Raw genomic sequence first — 19530 nt, 5'->3', positions numbered from 1 at the left:
GTGCTTCGCGTCCTGCTCACCCGCCGCTGGATTCTGCTGACCCTGCTGTTCGTGGTGCTGATACTGGTCATGGGCCGGCTGGGCCTGTGGCAGTACCACCGCTACGAGCAGACCAAGCGCAGCAACCACCGCATCTCGCTGGCCATCCACGCGAAGCCGGTGCCGATCCAGACGCTGACCCACCCGGGTGCGAAGATCCCCGGCAGCCTGCGCTACCGCCCGGTGACCGCCACCGGGCACTACGACGCCGCACACGAGTTCGTGGTCCGGCGCCGTACCAACGCCAACGGCGACCAGGGCTTCTTCCTGGTCACCCCGCTGATCACCGCCGACGGGGACGCCGTGCTGGTCAACCGCGGCTGGATCGCGCCCGCCGACGACACCGCGGCCTTCCCCGCGGTGCCGAAGACCCCGACCGGCACGGTCACCCTCACCGGGCGCTTCCAGCTCGACGAGACCTCGCGGCTCAGCGGCATCCGGGACGTGGGGGGCCTGCCGGCCCGCCAGTTCATGCTGATCAACAGCACCCAGCAGGCGAAGAAGCTGGCCGAGCCGGTGCTCAGCGGCTACCTGGAGCTCGTTCGGACCAGCCCGCCGCTGACCAAGGGCGAGTCCGCCGAGCAGGTCGGCGCCCCCGGCAGCGACACCTCCGGCACCGACATGGCGGTCGTCGGCCAGGGCGTCCACCTGCCGTACGCGATCCAGTGGTGGCTGTTCGCGCTCATGGTGCCGGTCGGCTGGTGGATTCTGCTGCGGCAGGACCTGAAGGAGCGCCGCAAGAAGGCGGCCGCCGCTGCCGCGGCTCCGCCGCGGCCCGCGGCCGAGGACGAACCGGCGCCCGGCGCGGAGACCGCCGCCCGGACCTGACCGGCGCGCCGCCGCGCTCCTCGGGCGTCCGGTAGGCCAGGCGCGGCAGCAGCAGTTGGGCGATCGGGCCGATCGACACCGCGTACAGCACGGTGCCGGGGCCGGGGCGCCCGCCCAGCGCCACCCCCGCCACCAGCACCGTGACCTCCATCAGGGTGCGGATGAACCGGATCGAGCGGTGGGTGGCCGCCGACGCGCCCGTCATCAGCCCGTCCCGCGGCCCGGGCCCGTACCGCGCGCCGACGTAGATCGCGATCGACACCCCGTTCACCAGGACGCCCCCGAGCAGCAGGCCGACCCGGGCCGCCCACCCCGGGTGCGCGGGCAACAGCGCGAGCCCCAGGTCCGAGGCGGACGACAGCACCAGGATGTTCAGCACCGTGCCGAACCGCGGCCGCTGCCGCAGCGGAATCCACAGCAGCAGCACCGCCACCCCGACCAGCGCGTTGACCGCGCCGAAACTCAGCGGACTGTGCCGCTGCACCCCCTCGTACAGCACGCTCCACGGACTGACCCCGAGCGACGCCCGCACCATGGCCGCCAACCCGAACCCGTACAGCGCCAGCCCGACCACCAACTGCGGCATCCGCCGCCACGGATCACGCCCGAGCGCCACATACCCCAGCGCGACCCCGCTCCTCGCCGCCTCACCGCCCACGGCCGCCGCCCCCTTCCCCTGCCGCCGCGTCGGTGCCCGACAGCAGCGCGCGGCCTTCGGGATAGGCGAGCGCGGCGGGCGGCAGCGCGGCCGGGCGCCCGCTGTGGAGGACCCTCAGCGTGCCGACGGCGGGTGCGTACGGTCGGGCCGGGACGCCGATCCTGCGCAGCGTCTGGGCGGCCACGGCGTCCGCTGTGCCGTGCAGCTCGACCGGCGGCCTGCCGGCCCGGAGGAAGCCCGCGCGGACGTGTCCGGCGATCAGTTCGTAGTGGGTGCAGCCGAGGACGACGGCGCGCACGTCGGCCGGGGTCCGCTCGACCGCGGCGGCGACCGCGGCCCCGACCGCCTCCTCGTCGGCGCGCTCCACCGCGTCCGACAGCCCGGGGCAGGCCACTTCGGCCACGCGCACCCCGTCGGCGAACGCGTCGATCAGCGCGCGCTGGCCGCTGCTGCCGGTGGTCGCGGGGGTGGCCCACACCGCCACCGGCCCGCCGTGCAGGGCGGCGGGCCTGACCGCCGGGACGGTGCCGACCACCGGCACACCGGGTTCGAACCGCGTGCGCAGCGCGGGCAGCGCGTGCAGCGTGGCGGTGTTGCAGGCCACGACCAGCGCGTCCGGGTGGTACGCGGCCGCCGCCTCGGCGACGGCCATGGCACGGGCGGCCAGGTCGGCGGGGGTGCGCGGGCCCCACGGCATCCCGTCGGGGTCGGAGGTGAGGACGAGGTCCGCGTCCGGGCGCAGCCGGCGCAGCGCGGCGGCGGCCGCGAGCAGGCCGAGGCCGGCGTCCAGGAGGGCCAGGCGGGGCCGGGCCGCGGGAGGTGGGAACGGGACGGGCGGGGGCATGGAGGCTCCTCGGGGGCTTGGTGAGGCGGGTGGATGGGGAGGAGTCTGTAAGGTGATTGGACTGGATGACATGGCCAATCGAGGGAAAGTGGTATGGACGCGGTGGGGCGGGGCGGGGGGCGGCTGGGGAGCCGGCAGCTGGCGGCGATGCTGCCGGAGCCGGCCGGGTTCCGGCCCGCGTACCGGTATCTGGCGCGGGCGGTGGGGGAGCTGATCCTGGACGGGCGGATCGCGCTGCATGTGCGGCTGCCGGCCGAGCGGGAGCTGGCCGAGGCGCTGGGGACGAGCCGGGCCACGGTCACGGCGGTGTACGACCTGCTGCGGGAGAGCGGGTACGCGCGCAGCAGGCAGGGCGCCGGGACGTGGACGGCGCTGCCCGAGGGCCGTACACCGCGCGGGGTGACGAGGGCGATGGGGGCGCCCGCGGCGGGCATCGACCTGGCCCGGGCGGCGCTCGGGCTGCCCGGACCGGCCGTGGCGGACGCGCTCGCCCGGGTCGGGGCGCGGCTGGCGGAGCACACCCACGCCGCGGGCTACCACCCGTACGGGCTGCCGGAGTTGCGGGCGGCGGTGGCGGAGCGCTTCACCCGGCGCGGGCTGGCGACCGTACCGGAGCAGATCCTGGTGACCTCGGGCGCCCAGCACGCGCTGACGCTGGTGCTGGGCCTGCTGGCCGCGCCCGGCGACCGGATCGCGGTGGAGAACCCGTCATACCCGAACGCCCTGGAGGCGATGCGGCGCGCCCGGCTGCGCACCGTCCCCGTCCCGGTGGCCGACACCGGCTGGGACACCGGGATCGTGGCGTCCACGCTGCGCCAGGCGATGCCCCGGCTGGCCTACCTCATCCCCGACTTCCACAACCCCACCGGCTGCCTGCTGCCGGACGCCGAGCGGGCCGGGGTGCTCGCCGCCGCCGGGCGCGCCGGCACCTGGCTGATCGTGGACGAGACGCTCGCCGAACTCGCCCTGGACGTCCCCGCACCCGCGCCGCTCGCCTCGCACGCGCCGCCGGGCGGGGCCGGGCAGGTCGTCACCATCGGGTCGATGAGCAAGACACACTGGGCGGGCCTGCGCATCGGCTGGCTGCGCGCCCCCTCGCGGCTGGTCACCGAACTCGCCGCGCAGCGCGTCTCCTCCGACATGGGCGGCTCGGTGATCGACCAGCTCCTCGCGCTGGACCTGCTGTCCGCCGCGGACGGCGGCCCCGCGCCGGACCGGCTCGCCCTGCTGCGCGCCCGGCGCGACGCGCTGACCGCCGCCCTGGCCGCGGACCTGCCGCACTGGAGCTGGCACCTGCCGCCCGGCGGGCTGTCGCTGTGGGTCGACCTCGGCGCACCGGTCGCCACCGCGCTGGCCGAACGCGTCCTGGACTACGGGGTGCGGATCGAGGGCGGCGGCTACTTCGCCACCGACCCGGGCCTGTTCGAGCAGCGCCTGCGCATCCCCTACACGGCGCCGGCCGACACGCTGCGGGAAGCGGTGCGGCGGATGGCCGCGGCGCTCGCCGACGGGCTGCCGTCGCCCGCGGCGCAGCGCCGCCCGCACTGGATCGCCTGACCCCGGCGGCGGATCGCCCGCCTCCCGTGTGGTGTTGGGGTGGTTGCGGGTCACCCTGGCGGGGGACGGCCGGTCCGGTCGGCCGTCGCGCACGGATGCTTGCCGGGAAGATCCGGGTATGTCGCCCTCGGTGCCACCTGAGACCGCGCCCGCCGCCGGCCGGCCCGGCCGGCCGTCGCCGCCCCGGGCGAAGCTGGCCCGCACCCTGACCACCCCGAAGGTCGCCTTCATCGCGGTGGCCGCGGCGGCCCCCCTGGCCACGGCGGTCTGCACGCTGCCGCTGTCCTTCGCGCTCGGCGCCGGCCCCGCGGTGCCTGCGCTGCTGCTGCTCGCCGGGCTCACCCTGCTCTGCTTCTGCTGCGGGTACGCCGCGATCAGCCGGGAGGTCGGCCAGGGCGGCGGCTTCTACGGGTGCGTCGCTCGCGGCCTGGGGCGCCCGGCCGCGGTCGGCGCCGGGATGGTCGCCGTGGTGGCGTACACCGCGGTCGTGGTGGCGCTGCTCGACGCGTTCGGGTACGCCGCGCAGGGCGTGGCCGCCGCGCACGGGCTGCACCTGGCGTGGCAGGTGTGGGGCGCGCTGGGGCTGGCCGCGGTGGGCGTACTCGGCTGCCGGCACGCCGGGTCGAGCGCCCGCGTGCTCGCGGTGTGCCTGGCCGGACAGGCCGCGGCGCTGCTCGCGCTCGACGTCGCGGTGCTGGCCGCGCACGGCACCGCCGCGCTCCCGGCCGCGTCCTTCGACCCGCGGCGCGTGCTCGCGCCGGGCGCGGGCGTGTCGGTGATGTTCGCGTTCGCTTCGTTCGTCGGCTTCGAGTCGGCCGCGCTGTACGGGGCGGAGGCGCGCGACCCGGGCCGCAGCGTGCCGCGCGCGACGCTCCTGGCGGTGCTGCTGGTCGCGGCCTGCTCCGTGCTCACCAGCTGGGTCGCGGTCGGCGCGCTCGGGGCGGACCGGGTCCGCCCCACCGCGGCCGCGCACCTCGGGGACCTCTTCTTCGGCCTCGGCGCGCACTACCTGGGCGGCCCGGCCGCCACCGCCATGCAACTCCTGCTCTGCGCCAGCCTGTTCGCGAGCTGGCTCGCCCTGCACCACGCGGCCGCCCGCTATCTGCTGCTGCTCGGCCGGGACCGGCTGCTGCCCGGCCGGCTCGACGCGGTGCACCCGCGGCACCGCGCCCCGCACCGGGCCGGCGCCGTACAGACCGCATTGACCGCGGCCGTGGCGGCGGCCTGCGCCGCGGCGGGCCCGGACCCGTACCCCGGCATGTCCGCGCTGCTGGGCCTGGGCATCCTCGGTGTCATCGCGCTCCAGGCCGCCGCGTCGGTCGCCGTCCTCGGCTACTACCGCCGCCGGCCCGGCCACTGGTGGCACACCCGGCTCGCCCCGGCCCTGGGCGCGGCCGGCCTGCTGGCGGCCACCGTGCTGGTGCTGCGCGACTTCCCCGCGCTGACCGGCAGTTCGGCCCCGGCCGTCACCGCACTGCCCTGGCTGCTGGCGGTGGCGGCGGCGGGCGGCGCCGCCTACGCATGCCGGCTGCGCGCGGCCCGCCCCGACCGCTACGCGCTCCTGGCGGGGCTGCGGGCCGGCGAGGGCCGCCCGGGCCTGCCGGCCCAGCGCGACCCCCGCGCCGCCCGCCGTACGGCCACCTGACGACGGCCGGCGCCTCGCATCTGACGGCAGGTCAGGCGGACGGCATCACCCCCACCACGCACTGCAGTAGGAGACACCCGAGTTGAGCTTGATGGTGACGCCCGGCCGGTGCAGGCAGATCCGCGCGGAGACCTTCTTGGCCTTGCTGTAGGTCTTGCTGAAGGAGACGTGGTTGCTCTTGGTCACCTTGGAGTATCCGCCGAGCCGGCCGTCGATCCGGAACACCACGACGACCTGGCGGTTCTTGGGGGCGTGGTAGTGGTTGAGCTTGCCGCTCACCTTGCCCTTGTAGTAGCCGTGCCCGACGGACCGGTACGCGTGGACGATGTCGGTGTAGCCGTTGGCGCCGCTGCCGACCTGGGTCCACAGCCGCGCCCGGTCCGTCTGGCCGGCGACGTGCGCGGCGGCACCGCCCGGCGCGGTCGCCGCCGCGGCGGGCGTGCCGAGGGCGGCGCCCGCGCCGAGCAGCGCGGCCGACAGCGCGACGGTGATGCGTGTACTGGCGTTCATGGTCGTGGTTCCTCCGTTTCCCGTGGGATGGATGGGGCGTTGACCAGAAGTGTTCCGCGCGAGCGGACCGGGGTAATTGACCCATAGCGCACCGTTGTTGGCACACGGTGAAAAGCAGTGCGAGGGCGGGGGAATGGGCTGGGCTCAGATGCACACGACCGACGTGCCGAAGGCCGAGCGGTTCGGCTGGTGGCGCGACCTGCTCCTGAAGGACCTCGCGCCCACCCACATCGAAAGCCCCCACCGCGAAGACTTCCGCGCCTCGAGCGCGGCGCTGGAACTCGGCCCCGTCAAGGTGTCCGTCCTGTCGTTCCCGCCGCTGGCCTCGGTGCGCACCGCGCGGCTGGTCCGGCGCGCCGACCCGGAGCTGTGGGAGCTGGGCTACCTGGCCGGCGGGATCATGGTGCTGGACCAGGCGCGCAACCACGCCCAGGTCACCGCGGGCGACCTGCTGCTGTACGACACGTCGCAGCCGGTGCGGATGCGGGTGACCCAGGGCGGCCGGCTGACCATCCTCCACCTGCCGAAATCCTCGGTGCCGGTGCCCGACCGGTCGATGCGGGAGCTGCTGTCGCGCCGGCTGCCGGCCCAGGGGACCGGCTCCCTGCTCGCGGGGTTCCTCCAGGGGCTGGCCGGCGCCCAGTGGAGCGGGTGGGAGGCCGAACGCCTCGGCGCGGCCGCGGTCCACCTCGCCTCCGCCTTCCTCGGCGGCCTCGCCGACCGGGCGGACCTGCTGCCGCCGGAGACCCGGCAGAGCGTGCTGCTGCGCCGGGTCAAGGACTTCATCGAGGCGCACCTGTCCGACCCGGAACTCACGCCGCAGACGATCGCGGACGCCCACCACATCTCGGTGCGCTACCTGCACCACCTTTTCCGCCCGGAGCAGCGCACGGTCGCCGCCCTCGTCCGCGAGCTCCGGCTGGACCGGTGCCGTACCGACCTGGCCCGGCCCGGCCGCGCCGGCCACCCCGTCGCGGCGATCGGCGCGCGCTGGGGGTTCACGGACCCCGCGGTGTTCAACCGGGCGTTCAAGGAGGCATACGGCATGCCGCCCGGCGCCTACCGCAGGTCGCTGGGCGCCTTCCGCGCCCCCGCCGACCGCTCCTGACCGGCCCTGACCGGCCCTACGACGCGGCGCGGGCCCGGACGGCCTGGCGGCGGGCCGCCTGAAGGACGGCGAGGCTGGCCGCGGGCGGCATCGCACGGCTCTCCGCGGTGTCGAGCAGGCCCGGATACGGCCCGGGGGAGGCGGCGGCGCGGTAGCGGACCCCGGAGAAGTCGCCGAACTCCTCGGCGAAGAGCCGGTGCCGCCCGCCCGCCCGGACGAGTTCGGTGAGCAGCGGGGCGTCGGTGGGCTGGGCGTGCATGCCCACCAGCCGGACCGTGAGGGTGCCGCGGGCCACGAGCCCCAGCACATGGTCGAGTTGGGCGGCGGCCACCGCCGGGGCCAGCGCGACGTTCCACAGGTGGCACAGCACCATCTCGTCGAGGATCGCGGTGACCGGCACCCCCTCGGGCACCCGGGCCTGCGGCGTGAAGCGGTCGGCCGGCAGGTGGTGGGCGATGCGCAGCGCGTGGGCGTAGCCGGCCGTCCACAGCACCCGCGGGAAGACCGTCAGGGCGTAGACGCGGACCCGCCCGGCGCGTCCGACGCACGCCGCGAGCCGCTGCGCCCAGCCCGGCGCGAGGTCGTGCAGCGCCGCCGGGGTGGCGGCCCTGCGCGGGCCGGGCACCCTGGGCGCGCCGGGACCGGCGGGCGCGCCCGGGTCCGTCATGACGGGGCGCCTGAGCCGCCGTCCGCGGCCGTGCCGGGCTCCGCCCGCAGGATCGCGGCCAACTCCGCTCCGAGCTTGGTCAGTTCGGCGCCCTCCGGCTCGAGCCGGCACTGCGGTCCGGCGATCACCAGCAGCACGCTGTCCGCGCCGGTCCCGGCGAGCACGATCCGCCCGTCGGCCATGTCCAGCACCAGCGTGCGGATGGCGCCGCCGTCGGCGTGCTCGGCCGCGCGCCGTGCGACGCCCATCATCGTGGCGGCCATCGCGGCCCAGTACTCGACGCGCTTGCCGTCCAGTCCGTACGCGCCCAGCGCCTCCCCGTCGGCGGTGACCACCAGGGCGCCGCGCACCCCCGGGACCGGTTCGAGGTGCTCCTCGACGGTCTTCTGCACGTCGGGGCGGACGGTGGGGATCATGGTGTCTCCGGATCACTGTGGGAGTCGTGCCCCGCTGTCACGGCGTCACCGCCGCCTGTCGGCCAGGCGCCGGCTCCCGCGCGTCGCGCGGTCCGCGCGTGGCCGCCTGAGGAACCGTCACAGCAAAGGTCACGGCTTCACTATGCGCGTGCGTCCGATCACTCCGCAAGGGGCAAAGTGCATGATGCGGGGTGCCTGGCCGGGCCGGGCGTGGCAGACTGCGAGGTGGCCGCCGCGAGCCGGTCCGGCCGGGCGTACGTTTTCGAGGGGGATTCGAGGGGGAGCGCATCGCGGTGAGTGAACGTCGTGCCGCGCCCACGGTGTTGCAGATCTCGCTCGGCCGCAGGCTGCGGGACCTGCGCGAGCGGGCCGGGCTGTCGGCGGCGCAGGCGGGGGAGCGTATCCGCGTGGCCCAGTCCACCGTCACCCGCCTGGAGGGTGCCAGGACGTCCCTCAACTACACCACCGTCAAAGCCCTGTTGGAGCTGTACGGCGTGACCGGCGCGGAGGCCGTGGAGTTCCTCGCGCTGGTCGACAAGGCCAACGAGTACGGGTGGTGGCAGGACTTCCGCGACGTCCTGCCGGTCCGCTTCGGCGTGTACGTCAGCCTGGAGAGCGCCGCCGCCCAGATCCGCGCCTACGAACCGCAGGTGGTGCCGGGCCTGTTGCAGACCCCGGCCTACTGCGAGGCGGTGATCCGGCTCGGCTTCCCGGGCGACTCCGACGAGGCGGTGCGCCGCCGGGTCGCGCTGCGGCTCCAGCGGCAGCGCGTGCTGACCCGCGCGGACGGCCCGCCGTTCCTGTGGGCGGTGATCGACGAGACCGCGCTGCGCCGCCCGGCCGGCAGCAGCGCGGTGATGGCCGAGCAGATCGAGTGGCTGCTGCGGACGGCGGACCTGCCGAACGTGGCGCTCCAGGTGCACGCCTTCGAAGCGGGCCTGCACCGGGGCGCGTTCGGGCCGTTCACGCTCTTCCGCTTCCCGATCCCGGACTTCCCGGACATCGCGTGTGTCGACAGCCTGCGCGGCACCGCGTACCGGGACGAGACGGCCGACGTCGAGCTGTACCGCTCGACGTTCGAGCACCTGATGACCGGAGCACTGGCAAGGCGACGCACCAAGGGCTTCCTGGAGGCCCTGCGCAAGGAGTACCTGCGATGAACCCGACACACGTCGACAGCGCCCCCGCCGCCCTGGGGGCCGAGGGCTGGACCCGCCCGTGGAGCGGCACCAACGGCGAGGCATGCGTGGAGGTCAAGCTGATACCCGGCCGCCGCGTCGCGGTCCGGCAGTCCACCGACCCCGGCGGGCCGGCACTGATCTTCCCGGCCGCGGCGGTGGCTCAGTTCGTGGCCGCGGCCAAGGACGGCCGGGCGGACTTCCTGGTCCGCCCGGACGCCCCGTGACCGGCCCCCGCACCGGCCCCGCACCGCGCCGGACCGTACCGACACCTCCCGGGAGACGACAGTGAACGAACCGGCGGCCGAAGGCGGCCCCGCCACCGGCGACGAGGCGCACGTGCCCAGTCCGGCCCGCATGTACGACTACATCCTCGGCGGCAAGGACAACTTCGAGACCGACCGGGAGCGGGTGGACGCGGCCGAGCGCGCCTACCCGGGGATCAAGGAGGCGGCCCGGATCAACCGGATGCTGCTGCTGCGCATGGCCCGGTACTTCGGCGAGCACACGGACGTCGACCAGTTCATCGACGTGGGCACCGGTATCCCCACCGAGCCCAACTACCACCAGGTGGTCCAGGCGGCCCGGCCCGAAGCGCGCATCCTGTGCACGGACTTCAGCAAGACGGTGCTGCGCTACACCGAGAACCTCGCCGCGCAGGACCCCGAGGGCCGGATCTCCTACGTGCACGCCGACGTCCGGGAGCCGGAGAAGATCCTCGACGCCGCCCGGGCGCACCTGGACCTGAGCCGGCCGGTCGCGATGACGATGGTGGCGCTGCTGCACTTCATCTCCGACGAGTTCGACCCGCACGGCATCGTCAAGACCCTCACCGACGCGCTCGCGCCCGGCAGTTACCTCGCGATCAGCCAGGTCACCGGCGACTTCGACGCCGAGGGCGGCGACGGGGTGGTGCGGGTCTACCGGGCCGGCGGCACCCCGGCGCAGGTGCGGTCCTACGACGAGGTGGCGCGCTTCTTCGACGGCTTCGAACTGGTGGCGCCCGGCCTGGTGGTCGCGCCGCGCTGGCACCCGGAGCTGGCGGTGCCGATGCCGTGGCCGGAGCCGGCCGGCAGCGACCGCACCCCGGTCTACGCCGCGATCGGCCGCAAGCGGTAGCGCGCCCGGCGCCGAGCCACGTGAGCGGCGCCGAGCCACGTGAGCGGCGCCGAGCCACGTGAGCGGCGCCGAGCCACGTGAGCGGCGCCGAACCACATGAGCGGCCCGGACGGGAAGTCCCGTCCGGGCCGCGGGGTGTAGTCACGGCCCGCAGGCCGTCACCTCACTGGGCCAGCAGCGTGGAGGCGAGGGTGCCCGCGTTGTAGGAGCCCCAGCCGGTCACGAAGTCCCAGCCCTTGGCGGCGGAGAAGGCGCCGTTGCTGCCACTGGTGATGTCGTGGAAGCCGGTGCCGGCCGCGGTGTAGAGCGTGGGGTTGGCGAAGCCGAGGTTCGGCTTGCCGGCCGCGGCGGCCTGCTGGTTGTACAGCGCCGCGAACGCCGCCCACTCGGGCGCGGCCGCGCTGGTGCCGCCGACCTGGCCCCAGCTGCCCTGCGAGTAGATGGACACGCCCGGGCTCGGGTTGGCCAGCGCCGAGACGTCCGGCACCTGGCGCTTGCCGCCGCCCGCGCTCTGCTGGACCGAGGTCTGCCAGCTCGGGATGGTGAACTTGGTGGACACGCCACCGCCGCCGCCGGACCAGGCGGTCTCCTTGCTCCAGGCGTTCGCCGAGGTGACCGTCAGCGTGGTGCCGCCGACGCCCGTCACGTACGGGTCGGACGCCGGGTAGTCGACGGACTTGCCGCCGTTGCCCGCGTCGTCGGAGCCGTCGTCACCGGAGGCGGCGAAGAAGCCCAGGCCCTCGGCCGCGCCCTGCTTGAAGACGGCGTCCACGGCGCTGATGTTGGAGCTGGTGCGCTGCGACTCGGCGGCGCCCCAGCTGATCGAGGTGACGGGGATGCCGCTGTCGACGATCGCCTGGTAGGTGTCGACCTCGCCCGCGTCGGAGTTCGGGCCCTCGAAGACGGTGATGTTCGCGGCCGGGGCGACCGCGTTGAGCACCTCGATGTCGAGTTCGACCTCGACCTGACCGTCGCCGAGCGAGCCGGAGCCGCCGTCCACCTTGCTCACGGTGGGCGCGGTGGAGCTGAGGCCGTAGTAGCTGTCGTACTTGGTGATGTTGGACTGCTGGAAGCCGTCGAACTCCAGCAGCGCGACCTTCTGGCCGCTGCCGGTGGCGCCGGAGACGTTGTAGCCGCCCTTGATCTGCGCCGGGGTGTAGCCGCCGCCGGGGCCGTTGTGCGGGGTGACCTGCGCCGCCTGGTGGTGCAGCAGGGCGCGGTTGTTCAGGCCGGAGACGTCGCCGACGATCGAGGCGATCGACGAGGGCACCGAGGGCGCGGCGGTGTTGGCGTAGAAGGTGCGGCCGGTGGCGCTGTCCTTGTAGTTCGACAGCGAGGTGCCGAACGCCTTCTTCACCTGGGCGGCGGTGCCGGTCGCGTCGACCAGCAGGTTGCCGGAGTGCACCTTGCCGACCTTCAGGCCCTGGCCGCGCAGGTAGTCGGTGACCTTCTGCACGTCGGCGTCGCTGCGGCCGTACGCGGCGGCGAACTGGGCCTTCGTCAGGTAGTGGCCGTAGGACGACGAGTGGGGGTCGCTGACCTTGGCGACGAAGGCGTCCAGCCCGGCTTCGTTGCGGGCCGTGAGGCTCACCGCGACGGATATCTGCTTTCCGGCCGCGACGTCACCGGTGCGGACCGCGTGCGAGGACAGGCCCGGCACCACGTCGCCGGACAGGGAGGTGCGGGCCGAGTCCGCTTGCGGGGCGGCGGCGTACGCGGCCGGGATCGCCGCGGCCAGCAGCGCCGGCGTCGCGGCGGCGACCAGCAGTTTCAGACGGAGCGTCACGAAGATCCTCCAGGAGGGGGGATGGTGTCCGGTTCGGGACGCCCACCACGCTAGGTGCGGCCGGGACGGCCGCATAAGCGTGGGAACCCTTGCGACGACTGTTAACGATGTGTTTCCTGTGGCGGACGTGGGGAAATAGTGGCCGGAGTGTGCCCGAGATGTGGGGGTCCGCGGGGTGCGGGTGCGCGAACACGGCGGAGGACTCCGGCGGTTGGGCAGGTCGCGGCCGACCGGGCACGTCGGGAGGGCACTTCGGGCGGGCGGGTCGGGCGGGCGGGCCGGTCTTCCGGCGCGTCAGGCGGGGTGCGGGCCCGCGGACGCCATCACATGGGCCAGTTCCGTCCTCGACCGGACGCCGAACTTGCGGTACAGCCGCGAGAGGGTGCCCTCCACCGTCTTCACGCTGATGAACAGCTCCGCGGCCACCTCGCGGTTGGTGGCGCCGCCGCGCACGAGGTCGGCGACCCGCGCCTCCGCGGGGGTCAGGCCCGCCGGGGTGGCGGCGCCGCGCACCACCGCGTCCACCCGGGCCAGTTCGTCGCCCGCGCGGGCGGCCAGCGGCGCCGCGCCGACCGCCTCGGCCAGCTCCAGCGCCTCGGCGAGCGCGGCCCGCGCCGCCGTACGGTGCCGGGCCCGGCGCTCCACCGTGCCGAGCGCGGTCAGCGTACGGACCAGCTCCACCGGCAGCTCCGACCCGCGCAGCCGCTGCACGGACGAACGCAAGCGCTCCACCCCCTCCTTCGCGTGCCCGGTCGCCGCCGCCAGCAGCCCCTCGGTGCGCTCCAGCGCCGCCAGCACACTGCCGGGCACCGCACCCGTCACCCGCGCGCGGGCCTGCCCGAGCACGGCCGCCGCCGCGTCCGTCTCACCCGCGGTCACCAGCGCCTCGGCGAGGTCGGCGTGCCAGCCCAGCAGCGGCGGGTCCACCGCGCCCATCGCCGCGCCGATCTCCAGCGCCCGGCGCAGCGACTCCACCGCCTGCGCGGCCCGCCGCCGGTCGCCCGCGAAGAGCGCGGCCTGCCCCAGCGCCGCCAGCGCCCGCAGCAGGAACAGCTGGTCGCCGTCGGCCTGCGAGGCGGCCACCGCGTCGACCGCGAGCCGGCACGCGTGGTCGGTGTCCCCGCCGAACGTCTCGGCGAGCGCCGCCGCGTAGAGCGCGGGCGCGGACGTCAGCCCCGCGTCGGCGACCACCTGGGCGCAGTGCGCCGCGGTGCGCAGCGCCTCCCGGCACTCCCCGGCCCGCACCTGGACCCGGGTGAGCGCGACCAGCGACGCCACGTCCTGCTCCACGTCGGCCGCGCCGCCGGTGGTGTCCAGCAGCGCCAGCACCTGCTCCCGGGCGGCGGCGACCCGGTCGGAGTCGAGGGTGAGGATCGCCCGCATCCGCTGGATGCCCCAACTGCGCGGCCCGTGGTCGGCGCGGGCCAGCGCCTGGTCCAACGCGGCCTCGGCGGCGGCCGGTTCACCGGTCAGCGAGCGCACCCGGGCGAGCGTGGACAGCGCGTCCACCTCCGTGCCTGTGTCGCCGACGGCCGCGGCGCGCCCGGCCGCGAGGAGCGCGTGCTCGGCCGCCTGCGCCAACTCCCCGCACAGCAGGCCGCGCAGGGCCGCCCAGTCGTACAGCTTCGCCTCCAGGGCCCGGTCCCCGGCCGCCTCCCGCAGCCCGTCCGTGATCAGCGCCGCCTTGTCGCGCAGCGCCTGGCCGGCGTTGCGCAGCAGCACCAGCCGGGCCGCGACCCGGCCGGGCGCGGAGGTGGAGGTGTCCAGCACGCGCTGCGCGATCCGCTCGGACTCCTCGCGGTGTCCGGCGTCGCAGGCGAACCCGGCGGCGGCCAGCAGCCGCTGGTCGTGCGGCCCGGTGCGGTCGGCCGGGGTGCGGCCGGCGGCGAGCGCGGCCAGCTCCGCGGCGGTGGCGGCGTCGCCGCGCTCGCGCGCGGTGTACGCGGCGGCCATCACCCGGCGGGCGGTCGCCTCGTCCGCCTGCGGGTGGGCCAGCGCCAAGTGGCGGGCCGCGGCCACGGGTTCGCCGACGGCGTCGGCCAGCAGCGCGTGGGCGCGGCGGCGGGCGGGGCCGGCGGCGTCGGCGCACAGCGCGGCCGGCAGCAGCGGGTGGCCGAACCGCACCGCGCCGGAGGGGTCGCAGGACGCGACACCGCACCGTTCGGCGGCCTCCAGCGCCGCCGCGGTGGCCTCGGTGCCGGCCGCCGAGCGCAGCAGCGCGAGCGTGGGGCGGGTGGCGGAGGCGGCCAGCAGCAGCACCGCGCGGACCGGCTCGGGCAGGGCGCGCACCTGCTCCAGCACCAGGGCGCGCAGCTGCGGGGGCACCGGCAGGTGCCCGTCGGCCGGCGACGGGGCGCCGGCGCGCAGCGCGCCGGCGCCCAACGCCAGCGCGTACAGCGGGTTTCCGGCCGCCGCGTGCAGCACCGCGCGCAGCACCGACGGCGGCAGGGTCACCCCGGCGGCGAGCAGCAGCAGCGTGACGTCGTCGTCGCCCAGCGCGGGCACCGCGACCTGGGCGCTGCCGGCCGGGCAGCAGTCCGCGCGTGCGGGCAGCGCGTCCTCGGCCACCCGCTCGGTCGCGGCGATCCGCACGTCCGCGCCGTCGAAGCGCCGCGCGGCGAACGCCAGCACCTCCGCGCTGGGCCGGTCCAGCCACTGCAACCCGTCGACCACCAGCACCACCGGCGCGCGCACGGCCAGCCGCCGCAGCGCCTCCAGCACCGCCAGCCGCACCGCGAGCCCGCCGTACGGCCCGACCGGGCCGTGCTCGCGCAGCAGCGCGGTGCGCAGCGCGGTGCGCGGCGCGGACGGCAGCGCCCGCACCACGTCCTCCGGTACCCGCGCGAACAGGTCGATGACGCCCAGGTAGGGCAGGGGGGTGTCGGCGGGCGCGGGGGAGCAGCGCAGGACGGTGGCGCCGGCGTCGGCGGCGCGCGCGGCGAGCGCGTCGAGCACCACGGACTTGCCGATGCCGGCCGGCCCGTGCAGCAGCAACCCGCCCTCCCGGCCCAGGTGTTGCCACGCCTCCTCCAGCAGCGCCTCGCGCCCGGTGGGCGCGGTCCACGGGCGCCGCAGCGGGCCGCCGCCGGTCCGCGGGGGCAGGGCGGCGGGGTGCGCGTACGGCCGGTGGACCGGTGCCGCGTCGGCGGCTTCGGGTGCCACGGTGCGAACCGACCTCCTCCTTCTCGGGCCGCGGGAACAGCGGGAACAGGTGGTCAGGACGTGTCCCGACCTGCGTCCATGACAATCACTGGGCGGGTGGCCTGTCAATGGCGCGCACCGCTGCGGCCTGCCCGTTTTCACGTGATGGTGACCGCGCGCAAGCCGCGGAAACGCGCCCGGCACCCGCCTGTCGCCTTCCCGGTGCGCCCGGCGCGCACCCCGCTGCCGCGCGCCGCGGGCGCTCAAATGATCACACTCAATCTTGCAAGAAAAAGTCGGTATTCAACGAAAGAGGATCTGGATATTGCGGCGATGTGTCGCAGCCGTTACGGTCCCTCGCGTTGCGGCAGTGTCGAAAGGAGCAAGACGTGTTCAGACGGTTGCGCAGTCTCAGACGCGCGGTCGCGGTCGCAGGCACCCTCTCGGTGCTCACCGCGGGCGGCGTACTCGGCCTCGCCCTCCAGCCGGCGGCGGCGGCCACCGCCGCGGCCGCCACCGGCGGCAGCGGCGCCAACCTCCCCTACACCGAGGTGCAGGCGGAGAACTCCGCCACCAACGGCACCGTGATCGGCCCGAGTTACGCCCAGGGACAGCTGGCCGACGAGGCGTCCTACCGCAAGGCGGTGACGCTCCAGGGCACCGGCAAGTACGTCACGTTCACCACGCCGGTCGCCACCAACTCGATCGACTTCCGCTACAGCATCCCGGACAGCGCCGGCGGCTCGGTCTACACCGCACCGCTGTCGCTGTACGTGAACGGCACCAAGCAGCCGGACTTCACGCTGACGAACGCGTACTCCTGGTACTACGGCAGCTACCCGTTCACCAACACCCCGGGCAGCAACCCGCACCACTTCTACGACGAGGCCCACCGGCTGTTCACCACGACCTATCCGGCCGGCACCACCTTCAAGTTCCAGGTCGACTCGGGCGACACCGCGTCCTCCTACACGCTGGACTTCGCCGACTTCGAGCAGGTCGGCGCGGCGCTCACCCAGCCGGCCGGCTCCGTCTCCGTCACCAGCGAGGGCGCCGACGCCAGCGGCGCCGCGGACTCCACCGCCGCCTTCAACGCGGCGATCAGCGCCGCGGGTTCCGGCGGCACGGTGTGGATTCCGCCGGGCACGTTCAAGGTGCCCGGGCACATCAGCGTCAACAACGTGACGGTCGCGGGCGCCGGCATGTGGTACTCCACCGTCACCGGTGCGGCGCCCGGCTTCTACGGCAACTCCGCGCCGTCGCCGAGCACCAACGTGCACCTGAAGGACTTCGCGATCTTCGGCGACGTGCAGGAGCGGGACGACAGCGCGCAGGTCAACGGGATCGGCGGCGCGATGAGCAACTCCTCGGTCGCCGATCTGTGGATCGACCACCTGAAGGTCGGCGCCTGGATGGACGGCCCGATGGACAAGCTGGCCTTCAGCGGGATGCGCATCCGCGACACCACCGCCGACGGCATCAACTTCCACGGCGGGGTGACCAACTCCTCGGTGAGCGGCAGCGACATCCGCAACACCGGCGACGACGGCATCGCCACCTGGGCGGACTCCTCGCTGGGCGCGGACGCCAACGACACGATCTCCGGCAACACCGTCCAGTTGCAGATCCTGGCCAACGGCATTGCGATCTACGGCGGCCACGACAACACCGTCAGCGGCAACCTCGTGCAGGACACCGGCCTGGCCCAGGGCGGCGGCATCCACGTCGGGCAGCGCTTCACCTCCACCCCGGTGGGCACCACCACCATCAGCGGCAACACCCTGATACGTGACGGCAGCCTCGACCCGAACTGGCAGTTCGGCGTCGGCGCCCTGTGGTTCGACGGCAGCCAGGGCGCCATCACCGGCCCGATCAACGTCTCCAACGCCCTGATCGAGCAGAGCCCGTACGAGGCCGTGCAGTGGGTCGAGGGCACGGTGAGCGGGGTCAACCTGAGCAATGTGACGATCGCGGGCACGGGCACCTTCGCGCTCCAGGAGCAGACCGGCGGCGCCGCGAAGTTCACCAACGTCACCGCGACCGGGGTCGGCGCGTCCTCGCCCGTCTACAGCTGCGAGGGCGGGAACTTCGCGGTCACCGACGGCGGCGGCAACTCCGGTATCGACGGCACCCCGCTCTGCGGACCCTGGCCGACCCCGGTCTTCCCGCCCTACCCGGCCTCCGGGGTGACCGCCAGCCCGAGCGCGCTGTCCTTCGGCTCGGTCGCCACCGGCGGCACCAGCGCCGCGCAGTCCGTCACCGTCTCCAACCCGACCGGCTCCGCCGCGGCCGTCTCCTCGATCAGTGCCACCGGCGACTTCGCGCAGACCAACACCTGCGGCAGCTCCATCGCCGCCGGCGGCTCGTGCACGGTCAGCGTCAAGTTCAGCCCGACCGCGACCGGTTCACGCACCGGCTCGCTGACCGTCAACGCCGGCGGCGTCACCAGCACCGTCGCCCTGTCCGGCACCGGCACCGCGCCCGGCCCGGTGCTCGCCGCCGCCCCGGGCGGACTCTCCTTCGCCGCGGCCGTGGTCGGCGCCACCTCAGCCGCCCAGGCGGTCACCGTCACCAACTCCGGCACCACCGCCGCGACCGTCTCCGGCGTCTCGGCCACCGGCGACTTCGCGCAGACCAACAACTGCGCCACCGTCGCGGTCGGCGCGTCCTGCACCGTCAACGTCACCTTCAAGCCCACCACCGGCGGCGCCCGCACCGGCACCCTGACCGTGACCAGCAACGCCAACAACAGCCCGACCACCGTCGCCCTGAGCGGCACCGGCATCGACAGCGGCACGAACATCGCCGCCGGCAAGGCCGCCACCGCCAGCAGCAGCAACTCCCCCTACGTCGCGGGGAACATCACCGACGCCGACACCTCGACGTACTGGGAGAGCGTCGCCGACGCGTTCCCGCAGTGGGCGCAGGTCGACCTCGGCTCGAACTTCTCCGTCGGCAAGGTCGTCCTGAAGCTGCCGCCGGCCACCGCGTGGGCCACCCGCAGCCAGACCCTGTCCGTGCAGGGCTCCACGGACGGCTCCACCTTCTCCACCCTGGTGGCCTCGGCCGCGCACACCTTCGACCCGGCATCCGGCAACACCGTCACCCTCACCTTCGACGCCGCCACCGCCCGCTACGTCCGGATCAACATCACCGCCAACACCGGCTGGAGCGCGGCCCAACTCTCCGACCTGGAGGTCTTCCCCAGCGGCAGCGGCACCACCACCCCGCCCTCCTCCGCGACCCTCGCCGCCAGCCCGACCTCGCTGGACTTCGGCAGCGTCGCCCCGGGCATCACCAGCACCGCGCAGTCCGTCACCCTCACCAACAACGGCTCCGCGGCGGCGCCGATCTCCTCGATCACCGCCTCGGGCGACTTCGCACAGACCGACACCTGCGGCACCTCGCTGGCAGCCAAGGCCAGTTGCACGGTGAGCGTCACCTTCACGCCCAGCACCACCGGTAGCCGCACCGGCACCCTCACCGTCACCGGTGACGCCTCCGACGGCCCGACCACCGTCGCGCTGTCCGGCACCGGGACCGCCACCGTCAGCGCCGACCTGGCCCTGCACAAGGCGACCACCGAGTCCAGCCACACCGACGTCTACCCCTCGTCGAACGTGACGGACGGCAGCCAGGACAGCTACTGGGAGAGCGCCAACAACGCCTTCCCCCAGTGGGTCCAGGTCGACCTCGGCTCCGCGCAGAGCGCCAGCCGGGTGGTGCTCCAGCTCCCCGCGGGCTGGGCGGCCCGCAGCCAGACCCTGTCGCTGAGCGGCAGCACCGACGGCTCCACCTTCACCACCCTCAAGGCGTCGGCGAGTTACAGCTTCAACCCGACCGCGGCCAACACCGTCACCCTGACGTTCCCCGCGACCAGCCAGCGCTACTTCCGGCTGAACTTCACGGCGAACACCGGCTGGCCGGCCGGTCAGCTCTCCGAGTTCCAGGTCTGGAACATCTGACCCGCGACCGGGCCGGGACCGCCTGATCCCGGCCCCTCACCGGCGGTGGGGGGGGGGGGGGGGGGGGGG

Annotated in this window: 14 protein-coding genes and 1 pseudogene; 8 read left to right on the top strand and 7 right to left on the bottom strand. The window is 74.9% G+C overall.

The features are described 5' to 3' along the window. Window positions 1-867: an SURF1 family cytochrome oxidase biogenesis protein gene (locus tag AC3ERT_RS34810; protein ID WP_335976627.1), complete on the top strand. Its 867-nt coding sequence runs from the start codon at window positions 1-3 to the stop codon at window positions 865-867. Window positions 868-970: 103 nt separating this feature from the next. Here the strand turns inward: AC3ERT_RS34810 and AC3ERT_RS34805 are convergent. Together AC3ERT_RS34805 and AC3ERT_RS34800 are read right to left on the bottom strand one after the other, a co-directional pair. Further along, window positions 971-1402 (bottom strand): annotated as a pseudogene (locus AC3ERT_RS34805) (YczE/YyaS/YitT family protein); the annotation flags it as partial. A 112-nt stretch (window positions 1403-1514) separates the two neighbouring features. After that, entirely contained in the window at window positions 1515-2369 is an 855-nt protein-coding gene (locus tag AC3ERT_RS34800) for a glutamate racemase (protein WP_435179029.1), read from the bottom strand. A gap of 93 nt (window positions 2370-2462) precedes the next feature. Between AC3ERT_RS34800 and yczR the strand changes: the two genes are divergently transcribed. After that, the gene (gene yczR / locus AC3ERT_RS34795) at window positions 2463-3926 is read left to right on the top strand and encodes a MocR-like transcription factor YczR (RefSeq protein ID WP_435137664.1); all 1464 of its coding nucleotides are present in this window, start codon (window positions 2463-2465) and stop codon (window positions 3924-3926) included. A gap of 130 nt (window positions 3927-4056) precedes the next feature. After that, window positions 4057-5571 carry an APC family permease gene (locus AC3ERT_RS34790; protein WP_435179027.1) on the top strand — a complete coding sequence of 505 codons (1515 nt, stop codon included), beginning with the start codon at window positions 4057-4059 and terminating at the stop codon, window positions 5569-5571. Between the two features lie 45 nt (window positions 5572-5616). On the opposite strand, the gene AC3ERT_RS34785 is transcribed toward AC3ERT_RS34790, so the two are convergent. After that, complete coding sequence (locus tag AC3ERT_RS34785) at window positions 5617-6081, bottom strand: hypothetical protein (protein ID WP_435137658.1); 465 nt, start codon at window positions 6079-6081, stop codon at window positions 5617-5619. Between the two features lie 148 nt (window positions 6082-6229). On the opposite strand from AC3ERT_RS34785, the gene AC3ERT_RS34780 reads away from it, so the two are divergent. Further along, window positions 6230-7189: a helix-turn-helix domain-containing protein gene (locus AC3ERT_RS34780; RefSeq protein WP_435179025.1), complete on the top strand. Its 960-nt coding sequence runs from the start codon at window positions 6230-6232 to the stop codon at window positions 7187-7189. A 16-nt stretch (window positions 7190-7205) separates the two neighbouring features. Here the strand turns inward: AC3ERT_RS34780 and AC3ERT_RS34775 are convergent, their stop codons facing one another. Both AC3ERT_RS34775 and AC3ERT_RS34770 read right to left on the bottom strand, forming a co-directional pair. Further along, window positions 7206-7856, bottom strand: a complete 651-nt coding sequence (locus AC3ERT_RS34775; RefSeq protein ID WP_435137652.1) for a Scr1 family TA system antitoxin-like transcriptional regulator — start codon at window positions 7854-7856, stop codon at window positions 7206-7208. Further along, window positions 7853-8272, bottom strand: coding sequence for a roadblock/LC7 domain-containing protein (locus AC3ERT_RS34770; protein ID WP_335976611.1), 420 nt, complete (start codon window positions 8270-8272; stop codon window positions 7853-7855). The genes AC3ERT_RS34775 and AC3ERT_RS34770 overlap by 4 nt, the downstream gene beginning before the upstream one ends. A 293-nt stretch (window positions 8273-8565) precedes the next feature. Between AC3ERT_RS34770 and AC3ERT_RS34765 the strand changes: the two genes are divergently transcribed. From AC3ERT_RS34765 to AC3ERT_RS34755, 3 genes are all read left to right on the top strand, one after another. Continuing rightward, entirely contained in the window at window positions 8566-9432 is an 867-nt protein-coding gene (locus AC3ERT_RS34765; RefSeq protein ID WP_335976608.1) for a helix-turn-helix domain-containing protein, read from the top strand. Then, window positions 9429-9677: a DUF397 domain-containing protein gene (locus tag AC3ERT_RS34760; RefSeq protein ID WP_335976605.1), complete on the top strand. Its 249-nt coding sequence runs from the start codon at window positions 9429-9431 to the stop codon at window positions 9675-9677. Before AC3ERT_RS34765 ends, AC3ERT_RS34760 begins: the two co-directional genes overlap by 4 nt. A 61-nt stretch (window positions 9678-9738) precedes the next feature. Beyond that, window positions 9739-10569 (top strand): SAM-dependent methyltransferase, encoded by an 831-nt coding sequence (locus AC3ERT_RS34755; protein WP_435137644.1) that lies wholly within the window; start codon window positions 9739-9741, stop codon window positions 10567-10569. Window positions 10570-10732: 163 nt separating this feature from the next. Here the strand turns inward: AC3ERT_RS34755 and AC3ERT_RS34750 are convergent, their stop codons facing one another. Further along, on the bottom strand, window positions 10733-12355 hold the full coding sequence (locus tag AC3ERT_RS34750) for a S53 family peptidase (RefSeq protein ID WP_435137641.1): 1623 nt from the start codon (window positions 12353-12355) through the stop codon (window positions 10733-10735). A 294-nt stretch (window positions 12356-12649) separates the two neighbouring features. Next, on the bottom strand, window positions 12650-15517 hold the full coding sequence (locus AC3ERT_RS34745) for a helix-turn-helix transcriptional regulator (RefSeq protein WP_435179023.1): 2868 nt from the start codon (window positions 15515-15517) through the stop codon (window positions 12650-12652). 368 nt (window positions 15518-15885) lie between these two features. Here AC3ERT_RS34745 and AC3ERT_RS34740 point away from each other — a divergent pair, with 368 nt between their 5' ends. Continuing rightward, a complete protein-coding gene (locus AC3ERT_RS34740) occupies window positions 15886-19461 on the top strand; it encodes a choice-of-anchor D domain-containing protein (RefSeq protein ID WP_435179021.1) in 3576 nt (1191 codons plus the stop codon). Window positions 19462-19530 lie beyond the last annotated feature (69 nt).

Source organism: Actinacidiphila sp. bgisy145 (assembly GCF_057708125.1).
This window is presented reverse-complemented; position numbering and strand designations above follow the sequence as displayed.

Excerpts from the sequence above, each read along its gene's own strand:
- AC3ERT_RS34785 (WP_435137658.1), bottom strand. The coding sequence starts at position 6,081 with ATGAACGCCAGTACACGCATCACCGTCGCGCTGTCGGCCGCGCTGCTC.
- AC3ERT_RS34760 (WP_335976605.1), top strand. The coding sequence starts at position 9,429 with ATGAACCCGACACACGTCGACAGCGCCCCCGCCGCCCTGGGGGCCGAG.
- yczR (WP_435137664.1), top strand. The coding sequence starts at position 2,463 with ATGGACGCGGTGGGGCGGGGCGGGGGGCGGCTGGGGAGCCGGCAGCTG.
- AC3ERT_RS34775 (WP_435137652.1), bottom strand. The coding sequence starts at position 7,856 with ATGACGGACCCGGGCGCGCCCGCCGGTCCCGGCGCGCCCAGGGTGCCC.
- AC3ERT_RS34780 (WP_435179025.1), top strand. The coding sequence starts at position 6,230 with ATGCACACGACCGACGTGCCGAAGGCCGAGCGGTTCGGCTGGTGGCGC.
- AC3ERT_RS34800 (WP_435179029.1), bottom strand. The coding sequence starts at position 2,369 with ATGCCCCCGCCCGTCCCGTTCCCACCTCCCGCGGCCCGGCCCCGCCTG.
- AC3ERT_RS34770 (WP_335976611.1), bottom strand. The coding sequence starts at position 8,272 with ATGATCCCCACCGTCCGCCCCGACGTGCAGAAGACCGTCGAGGAGCAC.